A 17,722-nucleotide genomic window follows, 5' to 3' on the forward strand; every position below is an offset into this window, starting at 1 on the left:
GGACAGGGGCGGGCGGGAACATCTCGGCGTCGGACACGCCCAGGGATTTGACGCTGACCATGCCACCCTCGACTCCTGAGGGCGTCAGTAGGTCAAATCAATCCAGAATTGTCGAGCGGTAAACCGGCGGCGACTTGGGACGCCGCGCGCGCCAGGCCTCGATGAACGGCATGGCGATGACCAGCGGCAGGATCAGCGCCATCAAGCCGTGGCGAGACCAGTACTGCTCGCTGGTGATGATCCCCGCGCGCAGATCCAAGCCATGGATCAAGGCGGGCGCGCCCCACATCAGCGGGGCGACGACCCAACAAAAGACCTTGCTGAGGCTTTTGGGCTTCTCGCGCATAGCGAGCAGCTTTTCAGCGCGGGGCGCTCGCGTCAATCCTGGGGTGCGGATCAGCCCAGGATCGGCGGCTGGAACAGCCCGGCCGGCGAGGCGGTGAACACCTCATATCCGTCCTCGGTCACGCCGATAGAGTGCTCGCACTGGGCCGACAGCGACTTGTCGCGGGTGACGGCGGTCCAGCCGTCGTTCAGCACCTTCACGGCCGGCTTGCCCAGGTTCACCATCGGCTCGACGGTGAAGAACATGCCCGGCTTCAGAACCGCGCCCTGACCGGGGCGGCCGAAGTGCAGGATGTTCGGGGCGTCGTGGAACACCTTGCCCAGGCCGTGGCCGCAGAAATCGCGCACGACCGAGCAGCGCTGGGCCTCGACGTAGCTTTGGATGGCGTGGCCGATGTCGCCCAGCGTGGCGCCCGGCTTCACGGCGTCCAGGCCGCGCTTCATGCCCTCATAGGTGATCTCGACCAGGCGACGGGCGCGCGGGCCGACCTCGCCGACGCCGTACATGCGCGAGGTGTCGCCGTGCCAGCCATCGACGATGACGGTGACGTCGATATTGACGATGTCGCCTTCCTTGACGCTCCACTCGCCCGGGATGCCGTGGCAGACGACGTGGTTGCGCGAGATGCAGACCGTCTTGGGATAGCCGCGATAATAGAGGCAGGCCGGCAGGGCCTTGTTGTCGAGGATGAACTCGCGGGCCAGGGTGTCCAGGTGGTCGGACGACACGCCCGGCTGCACGTGCGGGATCAGCATGTCCAGGCACTCGGCCGCCAGCTTGCCGGCCTTGCGCATGCCCTCGAAGTCTTCGGCCTTATGGATCTTGATCTGACCCGTGCGGGTCTCGGCTTCGATCTCGAGGGTGTTGTCCAAGGTCATGCTCTACTCGGGCGTCGCCGCCGCGTTTCAGGCGGCGATCTGGTCGGCGGAAGGGGCGTATCTCGCGATCCTAGCACGGATTTCAACCCCAGACCCACTTTCAATGGCCTGCTTCCCTGCCCCCGTTTTATTGTGGGTTGATACGCCGCACCGTGTCGGTCGCCGGGCGGATCTCCTTGAGGAAGGTCGCATCCAGGGTCGTGGGCTTGTCGCGGCGGACGTGACAGACGCCCTTGTAGCGCGTCACCCGGCCGGTCTCCTTCTCGGTCAGGTCGGCCGTGAACTTGACGTCCCATTCGCCGGGCTTGCCCGTCGAGATCGGATCCATGTCGTTGGACGTGACGCCGGAGATCTTCTTGAGGCCGAAACGGTCCTCGAGCTTTCCGGTGCAGGCCTTGAAGGCGAAGATCGCCCGCAGGCCGGTCATGAAGCCGCTCTCGGGTTTGCCGGGCTCGCTGGGCCCGCAGCCCGAGAGGGTCAGGGCCAGAACGGCGACGGCCAGGACGGTCTTCCTCATGCGATCCCCTCAGTTCGCGGCCCCTTTCGAGAGCGAGCGAATGGGTAGCGAAATGCGAGCGGATTGCAGGTTAAATCGCTGTTAGGTGAGGCGATCAGATCTCGAACGTGGCCCTGCCGCCGTTCGTCCGGATCGACTCCAGGGCGTCCTCCAGGGCCGCGGCGCGGGTCTGCCAGTCTTGCGCGATCTCGCGCGCCCGTCGCTTCAGGGCGGCCTTTCTCCAGAAGCCGTAGGCGATCATCGCCAGGATGGGCAGGAGAAGATAGATGGCGAACAGCGCGATGATCCAGAGCAGCCAAAGGGCCCAGGTCGGGGCAATGAATCCTTCGCCCTTCTTCTTGATCTGATCGATGGTTTTTGGCGGAGACAGCGTGACCAGCATCACCCCGGCCGGGTAGGTGTTCTTGGCATGGGAACCCGTATCGAGATTGGTCTCCGAGACCCTGATCCACTCGCCGCCCGTCTCGGGTTTCACATAGACGAGCCGGATGCGGCTGCCTTCGCGAAATCCGACCCCGTCATTCATATCGACTTCCCGTTCATCGCCAGCCGTCGTGCGAAACATGACCTGGCAATGTTCGCCTGAACGCGACGTGATCTGGGGCGCGCTGATATAGCCGCTCCCATCATGGAGACGGCCTCCGCCTCCCGAAGAGCTGATGTGGGTGGTCCCCCAGGCCTGGACGTCCAGCACCTCTCCATCGACGCTGTCGACGATGATTTTCACGCTCAAGTTCCAAGCCCCAAGACCCAGGTCGTTGATCAAGTCTAGACGCGTTCGCGGGCCTTGGAACGGTGGGGTTTCGTCAGCGCCACGCGATCCGGCGGTCGATCCGCACCTGCTCGGTGCTCATGGCGCACGCATAGACCAGCACCTCCACCCCCGCCTTCGCCGCCGCGTCCAGACCCGCCGCGAACTTCGGGTCGAGGTCGGCGCAGGCCTGGAACGTTTCGCAGTCTTCGCGCTGGACGACGAACAGCGCCACGGCGCGGTCGCCCTGCGCCACCTGGGCGGCGAGGTCGGAGAGGTGGCGGGTCGAGCGGTCGGCCTTGCAGTCAGGGAACTCGGCCAGGCCCGGCGTGCGGCTGAAGTGGACGTTCTTGACCTCCAGCCAGCAGGGCGGGCGGTCCGGATGGGTCAGCAGGAAGTCGACGCGGCTGGCCTCGGCGTATTTCACCTCGGGGCGGATGGTCGTGTAGCCGGTCAGCTCCGGGATGGCGTCGGCCGCCAGGGCCTCGGCGACCAGCTTGTTGGGCAGCAGGGTGTTGATGCCGACCAGGGCGTTGCCTTGCTCGACGCATTGCAGGGTCCAGGCCAGCTTGCGCTTGGGATCGTCGGACCATGACACCCAGGCGCCCTGGCCGGCGTCGCGCACGCCCAGCATCGCGCCGGGGTTGGGGCAGTGGGCGGTGATCTCCCGCCCGTCGTCCAACACCAGGTCCGCGAAGAAGCGCTTGTAGCGGCTGACCAGCCGGCCATGAACGAGCGGTTGCGGGAGCAGCATGTGGAGCCTAGATCGGAACGGTAAGAACGAAGCGACATAAGGGATCGAACGGATGACGACCAGCGAGCGCGTGACGGCCGCCGTGATGATCATCGGCGACGAGATCCTCTCGGGCCGGACCCAGGACGTGAACCTGTCGGCCATCGCCCGCTATCTGGCGACCTACGGCGTCGACCTCTGCGAGGCCCGCGTGGTGCCCGACATCGAGGAAGAGATCATCGACGCGGTCAACGCGCTGCGGACCCGCTACGACTACGTCATCACCACCGGCGGCATCGGCCCGACCCACGACGACATCACGGCCGACTCGATCGCGAAGGCCTTCGGCGTGACGGCGCCCGAGCATCCCGAGATCATGGCCATGCTGCGCGAGCGCTGGGGCGAGCCCAACGCCGCCCGCCGCCGCATGGCGCACGTGCCCGAAGGCGGCAGCCTGGTGAAGAATCCGGTGCAGGGCCCGCCCGGCTTCCAGAAGGACAATGTCTTCGTGCTGGCGGGCGTGCCGGCGATCATGCGCGGCATGCTGGAGGACGTCGGTCCGCGCCTGCGCACGGGCGCGGTGGTGCTGGCCAAGACGGTGCGGGTCACCGGCACGGGCGAGGGCACGATCGCCGCGCCGCTGGAAGCGGTGGCCAAGGCCCATCCGGATATGTCGCTGGGCAGCTATCCGTTCTTCAGCCCGCCGGACGTCTACGGCGCCAACCTGGTGCTGCGCGGTCGCGACGCCGAGGAGCTGGACGCGGCCGTCGCCGAGCTGATCACCGCCCTGACCGAGGCCAAGGCGCAGAACATCGAGCTGCTGGCGGACTAGGTCGGGAGAGGGCGTCAGGCGAAGTGTGGGCGGTTCGCCGCCCGGACGCCCTCCAAATAGAGGAGCCTATTCCTCGCCGGCGATGGCCTTGGCCAGATCGACCAGGTGCTTGCGCATGCCGGTGGACTCGATCCCGACATAGGAGCGCGCCAGTTCCGGACCGCCGGGCAGCGACCAGAAGCTGGCCATTTCGTTGGCCAGGTCGGCGGCGGTGGTGTCGGCGTGCTCCGGATCGTCCAGGCCCTCGAAGAAGAAGCCGATCGGCGTCTTCAGGAACATGGCGGTGGCGTGCAGCTTGCTGGCGCTGATCCGGTTGGACCCGCCCTCGTACTTCTGCACCTGCTGGAAGGTCAGGCCCAAGGCGTCGGCCAGGGATTGTTGGGAATAACCGAGATCCTTGCGACGCATGCGAAGGCGACGACCGACATGAATGTCGACGGGATCGGGGGTCTTGTCTTCAGCCATGCTCACAAACTCGGACGCGACGGTGGGGAGGAAACGACTCATCGAGTGGCGATACACGAACGCCGGCCGCGATCTTGAGCGGAGTCGAGCGCCCGAGAAACGCATATTCGGTATCGAGCGATTTATTCACGTAAGACGAGTAATCGTAGCCGATATACGCCCTTCGGTCACATCACGTGTTGCGAGTTGTGGGGCTGAGCCACAACCGGATTTGTCGGTGATGGTAGGGACGGTGGGACTCGAACCCACACGGATTGCTCCAACGGATTTTAAGTCCGGTGCGTCTACCGATTCCGCCACGTCCCCATCCCTCGACCCCATAAGCCATCGGTCCGGCGGGGTCGAGGCTCGACGGCGCGTCCCGGCGTGCTAGCGTCCTCGCGCTCAAGTTTAAAACGGGGACGGAAGATATGCGCGAGGGGATCAAGGCCGCGGTTCTGATGGCGGGCGTGCTGGCGGCGGGCGCGGCGAATGCCGCCGATGTCGAGGCGGTCAGCGCCGCGCGGCTGCTGGACGTGGCGACCGGCAAGTATGTGGAAAACCCGCTGGTGATCGTCACCGATGGGCGGATTATCGCCATCGGCAAGAAGGGCGACGCCGTCCCGGCCGGGGCCAAGGTCGTCGACCTGCCGGGCGCGACCCTGCTGCCGGGCCTGATCGACATGCACACCCACATCGACGGCCTGGCCGAGATCGGCGGCTACAACGGCTTGGAATACAGCGACCGCTTCTGGAGCGTGGTGCAGGTGGCCAACGCCAAGAAGACGCTGGAGGCGGGCTTCACGACCATCCGCAACGTCGGTTCGGCCGACTTCGACGATGTGGGCCTGCGCGAGGCGATCGACGCCGGCTATGTGATCGGTCCGCGCATCGTCACGGCGACCTGGGCCATTGGCGCGACGGGCGGCCACTGCGACTCGACCTTCTTCCCGCCGTCGATGGACGAGAAGGGCCCCTACAATATCGACAGCCCCGACGAGGCGCGGAAGGTGGTCCGAACGCTGAAGAAGTACGGCGCCCAGGTGATCAAGATCTGCGCCACGGGCGGCGTCTTCTCGCGCGGCGACGAGCCGGGCCAGCAGCAGCTGACCTATGACGAGATGCACGCGGTGGCCGACGAGGCCCACATGGCCGGCCTGAAGGTCGCCGCCCACGCCCACGGCGCGGCCGGCATCCGCGAGGCGATCAAGGCCGGCATCGACACCATCGAGCACGCCAGTCTGGTCGACGACGAGGGCATCAAGCTGGCGGTCCAGCACGGGACCTACTTCTCGATGGACATCTACAACACCGACTACACCCAGGCCGAAGGCAAGAAGAACGGCGTGCTGGAAGACAATCTGCGCAAGGACCGCGACATCGGCGAGATCCAGCGCCAGAACTTCAAGAAGGCCCTGAAGGCCGGTGTGAAGATGATCTACGGCACCGATGCCGGGGTCTATCCGCACGGCGACAACGCCAAGCAGTTCGCGGTGATGGTCCGCTACGGCGCGACCCCGCTGCAGGCCATCCAGGCCGCGACCCTGACCGCGGCCGAGGCCCTGGGGCGGAGCAAGGATGTGGGGCAGGTTGCGGTGGGGCGCTTCGGCGACATCATCGCGGTGAGCGGCGACCCGCTGGCGGATGTGACGACGCTGGAGAAGCCGGTCTTCGTGATGAAGGGCGGGGCGGTGGTGAAGCAGCCTTAGGCTGGGAAGCCGAAAACCTCGTCCTTCGACAAGCTCAGGATGAGGTTTTCTACTGATCGGGCGCTAGAAGTCGTCCTCACCCTGAGCTTGTCGAAGGGCGAGGACGAACTCTCGGCCGACTACTTCACGAAGATTTCCACCCGTCGGTTCTGGTTGCGACCGTCCGGCGAGCCGTTGTCGCGCACGGGCAGTTCGCTGCAGAAGCCGACGGTGTTGTCGACCTGCAGGCCCAGGGTGCCCAGGGCCTTGGCGATGCTCTTGGCCCGCGACAGTGACAGGGCGCAGTTGGCGTCATAGCCGCCCGAGCTGTCGGCGAAGCCGGCCAGGACGATGGTCTTGTCGGGTGAGCGCTCCATCCGCTCCAGCACCCGGCGCAGGTCCTGCGAGGCGCGGGTGTCCAGCTCGGCCGAGCCGGTGCGGAAGCGGAAGCTGGTGCCCAGCTGCTCGGCGCCGTCGCGCAGGCGGCAATAGGCGCTGGGATCGCCGCCCCAGCGCGAGGACAGGCGGCAGCCGCTGCGGCTGGAGGTATCCTCCGAACGCACGATCTGGGTCAGGTCCAGATCGACGAAGTGGCCTTCGCGCACGACCGCCTGGCCCTTGCCGGACAGGGCGAAGGCGATGAAGTCCTTGACCGCCGGCTTGGCCGGATCGGCCGGGGTGTAGAGGAACAGGCGCCGGCTCAGCGGATAGTTCTCGGTCTTGATGGTGAAGCGCGTGGGGGCCAGGGCGGCCGAGGTCCCGTCGCTGATCGCCACGGCGCGGGTGGTCTTGACGAAAGGCAGGCCGACGAAGCCCACGCCATCCGGATCGTTGGCCACGGCCTCTTCCAGCTCGGCGCTGTCCTCGAAGCGCTTGGCGTCGGCCAGCGGCGTGTCCTTCAGCACCAGCTCCTTGAAGGTGTCGTAGGTGCCGGACTCGTCGTTGCGGGCATAGAGGTGGATCGGCCGGTCGGGGCCGCCGACCTCGGACCAGTTCGTCACCTGCCCCGAGAAGATGCGGCGCAGGTCGCGGCGCGACAGGCTGGGCGTGTCGTTGCTGGTCGGCATGACGATCGCCACGCCGTCCAGGCCCAGCACGTGCTCGTTCGAGATCGAGCGCATGTCGCCCATCTCGGTCAGGCTCTCGGCCTCGGCGTCCTTGATCGGACGCGAGGCCATGCCGATGTCGGCCGCGCCGCTCTTCAGGTCGACGAAGGCCGTGGCGCTGCCGTGGGCGCGGACGATGACCTTGATCGTCTTGCCGTCCAGCTTGGCGCGGATGATCTTTTCCGGCGCCGGCTTGCCCGACACCTTGCGCTCTTCCTCGCGGATGTTCTCGGCGCCCTTCGAGGCCAGCCAGGCCTTGACCAGCTCCGGCGCCAGCGAACCGCCGACCGTGTTGGAACCCGAGAGGGCGAGGTAGTATTCGCCGGCGGGTCCGGGGGGCGTCGGATCACTGGGCGACTTCTTGGACATCGCGCCGATGATCCCCAGCAGCACGATCAGGCCGACCAGGGCGGCGACGCCGATCAGGACGGGACGACCGACCTTCTGGACCACATCGACCGTGGGCTTCATCGGCTGGAGGCGGCTGTCGCATTCCGGACAGTTGGTGTCCGGCGACGGCATGGCGATCTGCTCCTTGGCCGCGGCCTTGGAACACTGGCTGGGGAGGTTCGTGCAAACGCCGAAGGTGGTCATGGTCAGGCTTCCCGGCGGATGAGTTTCATGGCGTCGCGCGCGGCGGAGTTCCACGCGGCGACTTCGGGATCGGTGGCGTCGCCGCCCTTGGCCGCCTTCACGCTCTCGACCACGTCCATGATCTTGGCGCGGGCGGCGTCACGGTCGGCGTCGCTGGTCAGGGCGCCCTTGCCAAGGGCGGCCTCGACGGTTTCCTCCAGGGCGAAGTACTCGGCCTCGCCACAGCCTTCCGTGGCGCCCAGGGCGTTGTCGCCCAGCACCAGCGGATCCAGGTCGAAGCCGTCGGCGTCCTTGCGGACCAGCACCAGCTGGTCGCGGCCCGAGGACTGGCTGCGCACGGTCGAGACCGCGTCCAGGGCGATGGCGGTCAGCAGCACCGGACGCAGGCGCGCGGCGACCTGAGCGCGGTCGGCCACGAACAGGTCGGGGAACTGGGTCCCGTCGCCCTCGGTGTGGACCTCCAGCTGGGCGCGGGCCCGGCCCTCGGCCAGGCGGTCGTTGTAGCGGTCGCGCAGACCCCGGACGACGCGGGCGAAGCGCAGCGGGAACAGGTTGACCAGGGTCACCAGGGCGATGTCGCCCGACGGGTCGTCCGAGCGGATGAAGTCGACGTCGCCGCCCGGTCGGGCGTTCTTGAACGCGCGCTCCAGCTTGTCGACGAAGTCCTTCTGCTCGGGCGGGGCCGGGACGATGACGGCGAAGCTCTCGACGCCGCGCGGGGCAGGGGACTTGCCGGGGAACGACTTGTTGACCTCGGCCTCGTCGAAGCTGATGAACCGGCCCGCGCCGCGCGTCAGGGCGGCGGCCTCGCGGTCCAGGCGCTCCTGGTCGTCGCCCCACTGGTCGCGCAGCTTGTCGATGACCGAGACGCCGATCACCCGCTCGCTCTTCTCGGTGACCAGCCGCTGGTGGGCCGAGGCCACGTCCTCGGCGCTGGCGGCGGTCAGGACGTTCTGCACGTCGGTCTCGGCCAGGCGGCGCGAGAACAGCGAGAAGGTCGGCTGGTTGCCCAGGGCCTCCAGGATCTTCTGGCGCAGCTTGGCGGTGTGGGTGCGCTGCTCCTCCTCGGAGAGAACGAGCGTGCGACGGGCCTTCTCGACCACATGGGCGTCGCCGATGGTGGTGACGTAGGACGGCCCCTCGGCGGGCTTGGCGCCGACCGCGCCCTGGCGGGCCTGGACGCGCTTCATGGCCCGGTCGGCCGCCTCGGTGACCACCTTCTCGGCCGCGTCGATCGAACTGGCCAGGTCGGTCAGTTCGGTGCGCAGGTCCTCCATCAGCGACCGCGAGAAGCGCGCCGCCTCGGCCAGGGTTCGGGCGGTGTACTGCTCGCGCAGGATGAAGCCGGCCTTGGTCATCTCGCGCTCACGCGAGCCGGGGATCAGGCGGAACTCGTTCCACTTGCGCTCGATCTCGCCGAACTGGCGGTCCAGGTCGTCGGCCGAGGCCTCGCGCTTGGCGGCGAAGTCGGCGACCTGGTTCAGGCGCTCCTCGATATCGGCCAGCAGGGCGTCGACGACGCGGCCGTTGTCCGAGATGGCCCGGACGCCGTTGCGCCAGTCCTCGAACAGCGACTGCTCGATCCGGTCGCGGATGGCCTTGGCCAGGTTCTTGCGGTCGCGGCCGGCGGCCTGGAAAAACTGCGGCACGCCGGCGCTGCGGAAGTTCTGCGTCCAGGCGGTCTGGAACAGGGTCTTCAGTTCGTTCAGCCACTGGGCGCGGTCGGTCTGCTGGGCCAGGCCGACATAGTGGGTTTCCCAGGCCTCCCACTCCTCGGAGAAGGTGCGCCAGCGCTTGGAGCCTTCGGTGTCGATGATCGGGCGCTGCAGGCGCAGGTGGTCGTCGGACAGTCGCCAGTCCTCGCGCTTCTGCTTGTCGGCGACGAACTCGGCATTGGCGCGGGGCTTGGGGTTCTCGAGATAGCCGACGCCGTCCTGCCAGTTGTTGAAGGCCAGCTGGCGCAGGCCCTGCATCTCGAAATCGTAGGTCAGGGACTCGCGGATCGCCTCTTCGGGGAAGGCGATGCGGCGCACGCCGAACGACAGGAAGCGCACCGAGCGCTGGCCGGTCTTGGAGCCGGCCGAGATTTCCGGCGAGGCGTCGCCGTTCTCGGAGTTCTCCATCCGCACCAGGCCGTCCCAGTTGACCTTGCGGGCGACGATCACCTTCTGGAAGACGAAGTCGGCCAGGATGTCGGGCAGGTCGCGGTCGATCGCGGCGCGGAAGCCCAGATTGTTGTCGTCGGTGAAGGCGTAGGCGCCGTTGTACCAGAAGCCGCCCGGGTTCTTGACCGGCCCGCCGCCGCCCACGACGTCGAACGGAGCCCAGGCCCCGGCGCCCATGGCGTTCAGCTCCATCAGGGCCGCATAGGCGTTGGCGTGGTAGTTGCCGGTGTTCCACTTGGCCGGCGGGTTCAGGTCCGGCAGGTACATGTAGAGGACGATCCGCTGGCGCGGGTCCGGATACATGGCGCGCAGCTGGGCGACCGTATCGACGATCGCGCCCGAGCCGGTGCCGCCGGCCAGGCCGCAGAAGATGTGGAAGGTGACGTCGGTCGAGCGCGGGCCCTGCTGCTGCATGTCGGCCACGATGGTCGAGACGGAGTCGCGGAAACGCTTGGCGCTCATGGCGAACAGGAAGCGGCCGAGGCGCCGCTTCTGGCCGCCGGCGCTGTCGATGTTCAGGCTGGCCAGGATCTCGCCCCAGGCCGAGCGGTCGCCGATCCAGGGCTTCAGGTTCGGGTGGGCGTTCAGGTCGTCGACGATGCTGTTCAGGTTGGCCTGGGCGATCAGCATCTGGCTGCGCTTGGGCAGCTGGATCGACTTGCCCAGCACGGTCCAGGCCGGGTCGCCATCGACGAAGGATTTCGGATCGCTGTCGACGAACAGATAATCGACGACCGTGTTGTCGGGCTGACGATCGCGGAACGAACGATACATCGACTTGCGCAGCGCGCGCAGGACCCGGCCGCCCGTGCCGCCGAGCCCGATCATCAAATGGTTCATCTAAAGCGCCCCTTCGCGATAGCCTACAGCTAGTGCGGGTATGTGACGGGACTGCGAAAGACCTCCGTTCCGGGAACATTGTTCGATACTTTTCCACCGAAACCGGGTTTCGGCGGCCGGGGCCTCGCCGACTTGACCCGTGGCGCCGTGTGCGCGATCACCCGAGCCCGTTTCCCAAAGGACCGCCGCGCCCGTGATCGCCTTCGAGGCTGTTTCCAAGACCTACTCGGCTGGCGGGCACGCCGCGCTGAGCGAGGTCTCGCTGTCGGTGCAGGCCGGCGAGGTGTTCGGCGTGATCGGCGCCTCGGGCGCGGGCAAGTCGACCCTGATCCGGCTGATCAACGGCCTGGAGACGCCGACCGGCGGCAAGGTCGTCGTCGATGGCGACGACGTCGCGGCTCTGGGCGTCGAGGGGCTGCGCGCCCTGCGCCGGCGGGTCGGGATGATCTTCCAGCACTTCAACCTGCTGTCGGGCAAGACGGTCGCCCAGAACGTCGCCTTCCCGCTGAAGCTGGCTGGCCGTCCGGCCAGCGAGGTCAAGGCGCGCACCTCCGAGCTGCTGGAGCGCGTCGGCCTGACCGCCCACGCCGACAAGTACCCGGCCCAGCTGTCGGGCGGCCAGAAGCAGCGCGTCGGCATCGCCCGCGCCCTGGCCACCAACCCCAAGGTCCTGCTGTGCGACGAGGCTACCAGCGCCCTCGATCCCGAGACCACCGAGCAGATCCTCGACCTGATCTCGGGCCTGAACCGGGAGCTGGGTCTGACCATCGTGCTGATCACCCACGAGATGGACGTGGTCCGCCGCGTCTGCGACCGCGTCGCCGTTCTGGAAGCTGGCCGCGTGGTGGAGGAGGGCGCTGTCGAGCAGGTCTTCCTGCATCCGGCCAGCGACACCGCCCGCCGCTTCGTGCGCGAGGCCGACGGCGAGGTCACCGCCGCCGCCGGTGTCGATGGCCGCGTGGTGCGCCTGACCTTCCGGGGCGAGGCGACCTACAAGCCGGTGCTGGGCGAGGTCGCCCGCGCCACCGGCGTCGATTATTCGATCCTGGGCGGGCGCATCCACCGCCTGCGCGAGACGCCCTACGGTCAGCTGACCCTGGCCCTGACCGGCGGCGACGTCGCCGCGGCCATCGCCCAGTTCCAGGCCTCCGGCGTTCGCGTCGATGAACTGTCCGGGGAGACCGCCCGATGAGCGTCTCGAATATCGATTGGCCCGAGATCGGCCAGGCCACGATCGACACCCTGTCCATGCTGGGCGGGTCGATGGTTCTGACTGTCGCGGTGGGCCTGCCGCTGGGCGTGATCCTGTTCCTGACCGGCAAGGGCCAGATGCTGGAGAACCGCGTCGCCAACGGCCTGCTATCGCTGCTGGTCAACATCCTGCGCTCGGTGCCGTTCGTGATCCTGCTGATCGTGATGATCCCGCTGACCGTGGCGCTGGTCGGCACCTCGCTGGGCGTGGTCGGGGCCATCCCGCCGCTGGTCGTCGGGGCCGCGCCGTTCTTCGCCCGCTTGGTCGAGACGGCTCTCCGCGAAGTCGACAAGGGCGTGATCGAGGCCAGCTTCGCCATGGGCGCCAAGCGGCGTCAGGTGGTGCTGGGCGCTCTGCTGCCGGAAGCCCTGCCGGGCTTGGTCGCCGCCGCGACCGTGACCGCCGTGGCCCTGGTGTCCTACACCGCCATGGCCGGCGTGGTCGGCGCGGGCGGCCTGGGGGACCTGGCCATCCGCTTCGGCTACCAGCGCTTCCAGACCGACGTGATGATCGTCACCGTGGTGCTGATGCTGGTGCTGGTCCAGGTGCTGCAGATGATCGGCGACAGCGTCGTGCGGAAGGTGTCCCACAAATGACCGACGAAACCGAAGTCCCCCACTGGGACGCCGACTTCGCCAAGACCCTACTGGGCAAGACCCTGCTGATGAACCTGACCTTCCTCGACAACGACGGGGACGTGGCCGAGCGCCAGCAGTTCTTCGGCGTGGTCATCGACGCTGCCGAGGACGAGGGCATCGTGCTGGACCTCTTGGGCGAGCACGACGGCGACACCTACACCCTGCCGCCCCAGACCTCGGCGATCAAAGCCGCCGAGCCGGGCGTGACCACCCTGGCCGGCGAGACGCCCGACTTCGTGGCCAGCTGGATCATCCACGGCGAGCCGGACGTGCCGGAAGCGGCGAACGACGAAGACTAGAGTCCGAGGGGCCGTCCTCGCCCTTCGACAAGCTCAGGGTGAGGACTAATGCTGGCGTTCGAGTAGAAACCTCATCCTGAGCTTGTCGAAGGACGAGGTTTCGGGCCCTCAGGCCTGGTCGAACGGGAACGGCAGCCGACCCGCCTTGAACAGGATGTCGGGGTTTTCGTCGTAGTCGCCCAGTTCGACATCGGCGCTGACCGTGAAGGCCACGACGCCTTCGCGGAGCGGGGCCAGGCGTTCGGCCTTGCGGCGCGCCTCCTCGGCCGTCTTGCAGCCGACCTGCTGCTCGGCTTTCAGTCCCTTGCCGCGACCGGCGATGTAGGACTGCACGATGTGGACGGTTTCCTTGGCCATCCCCATCCAAGCGGCCTGTTCGCGGGCGCGGTCAAGGGATCGCTCGACGGGCCCCCAGGAAATCTGATTTCCTCCGACGCGGCTGAGCGGGCAAAACCCTACCCGTCTGATCGATTTATGGAGCCGTTCATGGCCGCCCGTCGCGCTTTCCTCGTCCTCGGCCTCGCCGCCATGGCTCTTGTCGCCTGCGGCCCCAAGGAGCCCAAGGCCAGCGCGCCCAACACCCTGACCGTGGCCGCCACGGCGATCCCGCACGCCGAGGTGCTGGAGTTCATCAAGCCGAAGCTGGCCGCCGAGGGCCTGAACCTCGAGATCAAGGTGTTCAACGACTACGTGCAGCCCAACACCCAGGTGGCCGAGAAGCACATCGACGTGAACTACTTCCAGACGCTGCCCTATCTGAACGACTTCAATCGCGACAAGGGCACCAACCTGGTGACGATCACCGGCGTCCACGTCGAGCCGATCGGGGCCTATTCGACCAAGTGGAAGTCGATCGCCGACGTGCCGAACGGCGCGACCGTGGCCATCCCCAACGACGCCAGCACCGAGGCGCGCAGCCTGCTGCTGCTGGCCAAGAACGGCGTGATCACCCTTAAGAACCAGACCGATCTGGCCACGCTGAAGGACATCACCGCCAACCCGAAGAACCTGAAGTTCAAGGAGCTGGAAGCGCCGGCCCTGCCGCGCATCCTCAATCAGGTCGACCTGGCGGTGATCAACACCAACTACGCGCTGGACGCCAAGCTGAACCCGTCCAAGGACGCGCTGATCGCCGAGGACAAGACCAGCCCGTACGTGAACTACCTAGTCGGCCGTCCGGACAACAAGGACGACCCGCGCGTCAAGAAGCTGGCCGCCGCCCTGACCTCGCCGGACGTGAAGGCATTCCTGGAGAAGAAGTACGCGGGCGCGGTGGTGCCTGCGTTCTAGTCGCTAGCGCCTTCTGAAATTTCACACTACCTATCAGCGACCCGCCGCTCACGGATCGCCCATGGCCTCGCCTTCGCTCAACGCCGCTCGCACCCTGGTGCTGGACGTCGCCAACTCCTCGGGCCTCGAGGACTGGTCGCCGGATCTGCAGAAGACCAAGGTCTATGAGCGCATCCTGCTGGACCTGATCCTGGGCGAGCTGCCGGCCGGGGCGCGGCTGGACGAGCAGTCGCTGGCCGCCCACTACGACACCGGCCTGGCCGGCGTGCGCGACGCCTTGGGGCGCCTCGCGCTGGAGGGCCTGGTGATCCGCCGGGCCCGCTCGGGCACGACGGTCGCGCCGCTGGACCTGGTGGAACTGCGCCAGGGCTATGACGCCCGGGTGCTGATCGAGCCCCACTGCGCCCAGCTGGCGGCCAAGCACGCTTCCAAGGCCGAGGCCCAGGCGATGTACGACGTCTTCGCCGAGGGCGAGGCGGCCGCCAAGACCTGCGACCTGCCGGCCCTGGTGGCCATGGACCTGCGCTTCCACGCCCTGGTCGCGCGGGCTTCGGGCAACCTCGCCTTGGCCCGCATCTTGATCCCGCTGCAGCACAAGGCGGCCCGCTTCTGGGTGTTCTCGTTCAACGGCGCGACGGAGCAGGAACTGCTGGACGAGATCGAGGAGCACCGCCAGGTCGCCCGCGTCATCGCCGGCGGCGATGCCGAGGCCTCGCGCAACGCGATGCTGCGGATCCTGAACGTGCAGCCCGAGGCCCAGACCCGGCCGCACGTGGGCGCGGCCTAGCTTCAGCCAGAAAATCTGCGACTTTCCCGCCACAGCGCCATCGCAATCTTAACTGAAATGTCAGAAGGCATTTTGACGAAGGTCAAGGCGTACCCAGATATCGGACCGTGACCGTTGGGACTCCCCGTCCGGCGGCGCGTGAAGGTTCGACTGCCCATGCCGTCCAGAAGCGTCCTCCTGTCCGCCAGCGTCCTGGCCCTTTCGACCATGACCGCGTTCACCGCGCGTGCGGAAGAACAGGTGGCCGATCAGGTCGATGCGGTGGTCATCGTGGCGCGCGACAAGGCGGGCCTGCTGGAAAAACAGCCGAGCAACACGGTGTTCGGGATCGCCAAGCCGCTGATCGAGACCCCGCGCTCGGCCAGCCTGGTCAGCGACGTGACCCTGGAGCGTTACGGCGTGCAGACCCTGGACGGCATCACCAAGGTCTCGCCGGGCACCCACACCGCCAGCTTCTACGGCGTGCCCGGGGCGCTCAACATCCGCGGCACCCTGGCCGAGAACTACTTCCGCGGCTTCAAGCGGGTGGAGAACCGCGGCACCTATTCGACCCCGATCGGCGGGGCCTCGCGCATCGAGATCCTGCGCGGCCCGCCGACGCCGGTCTATGGCGCCGGCAAGGTCGGCGGCCTGGTCAACTTCATCCCGAAATCCGCCCGCGACGAGGGCCGCTTCCTGGCTGAGCCGGAAGGCGAGATCACCGCCACGGTCGGCAGCTACAACAAGAAGCTGATCACCGGCCAGTTCGGCGCGCCGGTGAACCTCGGCGCAGCCGAGGGCGGGGTCTATGTCTATGGCGAGGCCGAGGACAGCCACAGCTACTACAAGGGCATCTATCCGCGCCGGCAGATCCTGGAGGTCTCGTCGGACTTCGATCTTGGCAACGGCTGGAGCACGGCCTTCGGCGGCATGGCCTTCCACTCGACCGGCGACGTGCAGACGCCCGGCTGGAACCGCCTGACGCAAGACCTGATCGACAACCGCACCTACATCACCGGCCGTGACACCTCGCTGGTGGACGCTGACCACAACGGCAAGCTGACGCCCAACGAGATCGGGGCCTATCCCTACGCCAGCGCGCTCTACATCCCGTACTACGGCTTCCCCGGCACGGACGCGGCCCACACCCTGGACACCGGCGTCGGCACGACCAAGCTGGATCGCCGCACGGTCTATATCAGCCCGGCCGACTTCTCGAAGACCAACACCCAGACGCTCTATTTCGACCTGGCCAAGGACTTGGGCGACGACCGGCAGGTCAAGCTGCAGCTGTTCCACGACCGGCTGGAGAACCGCCGCTTCGTCTCCTACGGCTACCCGGCCACGACCGACGCCAAGGTCAGCGAGATCCGCCTGACCTACGCCTTCCCGACCGATATCGGGGTCGTCCACGCCCGCACCCTGATCGGCGGCGCGCACCGCTGGTTCGAGGGCCGCCGCCGCGAGAGCTTCAACAGCGGCCTGATCGCCCTTGACCGCCGCGACATCAGCTTCGGCGCCACGCCCACCGACACCATCGACAGCCCGTTCGACACGGAAGCGGGCAACATCGGCCTGCAGTGGGAGAACGACAACCGCTCGACCTGGAAGCAGACCGGCGTCTTCGTCACCTCCGACATCGAGGCCGGCCGCTTCAACCTGGTGCTGGGCGGCCGCTGGGACCACTACAGCGTCAAGAGCGAGGACACAGGTGTCCTCAGCTACGTCATCGCCGGCCAGCAGGCCGATGATCGCGACAAGGCGACCTGGAACGCCAGCCTGACCTACAAGCTGCCGATCGGCCTGATGCCCTATGTCAGCTACGCCAAGGCCGCGGCCCTGGAGATGAGCCAGGCCGGCGACGTCGCGCCCAACTTCGTGGCCGACGGCTCGTGGCTGTCGAGCTCGGACCTGACAGAGGCCGGCGTGAAGTTCCAGCTGCTGCGCGGCACGCTGATCGGCTCGGTCGCGGCCTACAAGCAGAACCGCACCCAGATCGCCGGCGCCATCGCCGCCCCGACCATCCAGGGCACGCGCGCCAAGGGCGTCGAGGTCGAGGTCCGCTGGCTGGCGTCCGAGCGCCTGTCCTTCACCTTCGCCGGCAACAGCCAGCGCACGACGGTGAAGGGGCCTGACACGTCGTTCCAGTACATCCCGGCCTACACCGCCGGCGTGCCCGGCGCGCAGGGCTATGGCGGCTCGTACGTGGTGTGGGCGTTCAACAGCCTGCCGGGCCGCGGCGGCGACTACGCCTACACCCTGATCCCCAAGTCGGTGGTCAGCCTGTACGGGACCTATACCAGCAAGGGCTACGACTGGGGCCAGGCCGGGGCGACGGTCGGGGTCAGTCATGTCAGCCGCACGGCGGGCACGGTGCAGAACGCCGTGCAATATCCGTCCTATTCCCTGGTCAACGCTTCAGCTTTCGTGAACCACGGGCCGTACACCCTGTCGGTCAACATCGATAACCTGTTCAACAAGTTCTATTTCACCCCCGACGCCGACACCTACGCCAACCTCGGCGCGCTGCCGGGCAAGGGGAGGGAGTGGCGCGCCACCCTGAAGCGGACGTTCTGATCGTGA

Annotated in this window: 17 protein-coding genes, 1 tRNA gene and 1 pseudogene; 9 read left to right on the plus strand and 10 right to left on the minus strand. The window is 67.4% G+C overall.

Translation table 11 applies throughout. The annotated features are described in order from the left end of the window. Nucleotides 1-97: 97 nt before the first annotated feature. From AC07YH_RS21375 to sfsA, 5 genes are all read right to left on the minus strand, one after another. The gene (locus tag AC07YH_RS21375; protein WP_494748950.1) at nt 98-346 is read right to left on the minus strand and encodes a hypothetical protein; all 249 of its coding nucleotides are present in this window, start codon (nt 344-346) and stop codon (nt 98-100) included. A gap of 50 nt (nt 347-396) precedes the next feature. Beyond that, nucleotides 397-1,224: a type I methionyl aminopeptidase gene (gene map / locus AC07YH_RS21380; RefSeq protein ID WP_494748951.1), complete on the minus strand. Its 828-nt coding sequence runs from the start codon at nt 1,222-1,224 to the stop codon at nt 397-399. Nucleotides 1,225-1,351: 127 nt separating this feature from the next. Beyond that, nucleotides 1,352-1,741 (minus strand): hypothetical protein, encoded by a 390-nt coding sequence (locus AC07YH_RS21385; protein WP_494748952.1) that lies wholly within the window; start codon nt 1,739-1,741, stop codon nt 1,352-1,354. A 94-nt stretch (nt 1,742-1,835) separates the two neighbouring features. After that, nucleotides 1,836-2,507, minus strand: coding sequence for a hypothetical protein (locus AC07YH_RS21390; protein ID WP_494748953.1), 672 nt, complete (start codon nt 2,505-2,507; stop codon nt 1,836-1,838). 40 nt (nt 2,508-2,547) lie between these two features. Beyond that, nucleotides 2,548-3,246 carry a DNA/RNA nuclease SfsA gene (sfsA, locus tag AC07YH_RS21395; RefSeq protein WP_494748954.1) on the minus strand — a complete coding sequence of 233 codons (699 nt, stop codon included), beginning with the start codon at nt 3,244-3,246 and terminating at the stop codon, nt 2,548-2,550. A gap of 52 nt (nt 3,247-3,298) precedes the next feature. Here sfsA and AC07YH_RS21400 point away from each other — a divergent pair, with 52 nt between their 5' ends. Continuing rightward, nucleotides 3,299-4,057, plus strand: a complete 759-nt coding sequence (locus AC07YH_RS21400) for a competence/damage-inducible protein A (protein WP_494748955.1) — start codon at nt 3,299-3,301, stop codon at nt 4,055-4,057. Between the two features lie 66 nt (nt 4,058-4,123). On the opposite strand, the gene AC07YH_RS21405 is transcribed toward AC07YH_RS21400, so the two are convergent. Further along, on the minus strand, nt 4,124-4,522 hold the full coding sequence (locus AC07YH_RS21405; RefSeq protein WP_494623970.1) for a helix-turn-helix domain-containing protein: 399 nt from the start codon (nt 4,520-4,522) through the stop codon (nt 4,124-4,126). A 221-nt stretch (nt 4,523-4,743) separates the two neighbouring features. Further along, a tRNA-Leu gene (locus AC07YH_RS21410) sits at nt 4,744-4,828 on the minus strand. Nucleotides 4,829-4,932: 104 nt separating this feature from the next. Between AC07YH_RS21410 and AC07YH_RS21415 the strand changes: the two genes are divergently transcribed. Next, complete coding sequence (locus tag AC07YH_RS21415) at nt 4,933-6,210, plus strand: Xaa-Pro dipeptidase (RefSeq protein ID WP_494748956.1); 1,278 nt, start codon at nt 4,933-4,935, stop codon at nt 6,208-6,210. A gap of 119 nt (nt 6,211-6,329) precedes the next feature. On the opposite strand, the gene AC07YH_RS21420 is transcribed toward AC07YH_RS21415, so the two are convergent. Next, nucleotides 6,330-7,889: a phosphate ABC transporter substrate-binding/OmpA family protein gene (locus AC07YH_RS21420; protein ID WP_494748957.1), complete on the minus strand. Its 1,560-nt coding sequence runs from the start codon at nt 7,887-7,889 to the stop codon at nt 6,330-6,332. Nucleotides 7,890-7,891: 2 nt separating this feature from the next. Further along, on the minus strand, nt 7,892-10,894 hold the full coding sequence (locus tag AC07YH_RS21425) for a tubulin-like doman-containing protein (protein WP_494748958.1): 3,003 nt from the start codon (nt 10,892-10,894) through the stop codon (nt 7,892-7,894). 193 nt (nt 10,895-11,087) lie between these two features. Between AC07YH_RS21425 and AC07YH_RS21430 the strand changes: the two genes are divergently transcribed. From AC07YH_RS21430 to AC07YH_RS21445, 4 genes and pseudogenes are all read left to right on the plus strand, one after another. Beyond that, complete coding sequence (locus AC07YH_RS21430) at nt 11,088-12,086, plus strand: methionine ABC transporter ATP-binding protein (RefSeq protein WP_494748959.1); 999 nt, start codon at nt 11,088-11,090, stop codon at nt 12,084-12,086. Further along, nucleotides 12,083-12,742, plus strand: a complete 660-nt coding sequence (locus tag AC07YH_RS21435; RefSeq protein WP_494748960.1) for a methionine ABC transporter permease — start codon at nt 12,083-12,085, stop codon at nt 12,740-12,742. The genes AC07YH_RS21430 and AC07YH_RS21435 overlap by 4 nt, the downstream gene beginning before the upstream one ends. Then, a complete protein-coding gene (locus AC07YH_RS21440) occupies nt 12,739-13,083 on the plus strand; it encodes a hypothetical protein (RefSeq protein ID WP_494748961.1) in 345 nt (114 codons plus the stop codon). The genes AC07YH_RS21435 and AC07YH_RS21440 overlap by 4 nt, the downstream gene beginning before the upstream one ends. Before the next feature lie 11 nt (nt 13,084-13,094). Then, nucleotides 13,095-13,180 (plus strand): annotated as a pseudogene (locus AC07YH_RS21445) (hypothetical protein); the annotation flags it as partial. Nucleotides 13,181-13,191: 11 nt separating this feature from the next. Here the strand turns inward: AC07YH_RS21445 and AC07YH_RS21450 are convergent. Beyond that, the gene (locus tag AC07YH_RS21450; RefSeq protein WP_492080488.1) at nt 13,192-13,440 is read right to left on the minus strand and encodes a hypothetical protein; all 249 of its coding nucleotides are present in this window, start codon (nt 13,438-13,440) and stop codon (nt 13,192-13,194) included. A 117-nt stretch (nt 13,441-13,557) separates the two neighbouring features. Between AC07YH_RS21450 and AC07YH_RS21455 the strand changes: the two genes are divergently transcribed. The 3 genes from AC07YH_RS21455 (at nt 13,558) to AC07YH_RS21465 (ending at nt 17,716) form a co-directional block, all read left to right on the plus strand. Beyond that, nucleotides 13,558-14,373, plus strand: coding sequence for a MetQ/NlpA family ABC transporter substrate-binding protein (locus AC07YH_RS21455; RefSeq protein ID WP_494748962.1), 816 nt, complete (start codon nt 13,558-13,560; stop codon nt 14,371-14,373). 61 nt (nt 14,374-14,434) lie between these two features. Beyond that, on the plus strand, nt 14,435-15,160 hold the full coding sequence (locus tag AC07YH_RS21460; RefSeq protein ID WP_494748963.1) for a GntR family transcriptional regulator: 726 nt from the start codon (nt 14,435-14,437) through the stop codon (nt 15,158-15,160). A 138-nt stretch (nt 15,161-15,298) separates the two neighbouring features. After that, a complete protein-coding gene (locus tag AC07YH_RS21465) occupies nt 15,299-17,716 on the plus strand; it encodes a TonB-dependent siderophore receptor (protein ID WP_494748964.1) in 2,418 nt (805 codons plus the stop codon). The last annotated feature ends 6 nt before the right edge of the window (nt 17,717-17,722 follow it).

This window comes from Caulobacter sp. GW456-12-1-14-TSB4 (assembly GCF_059424195.1).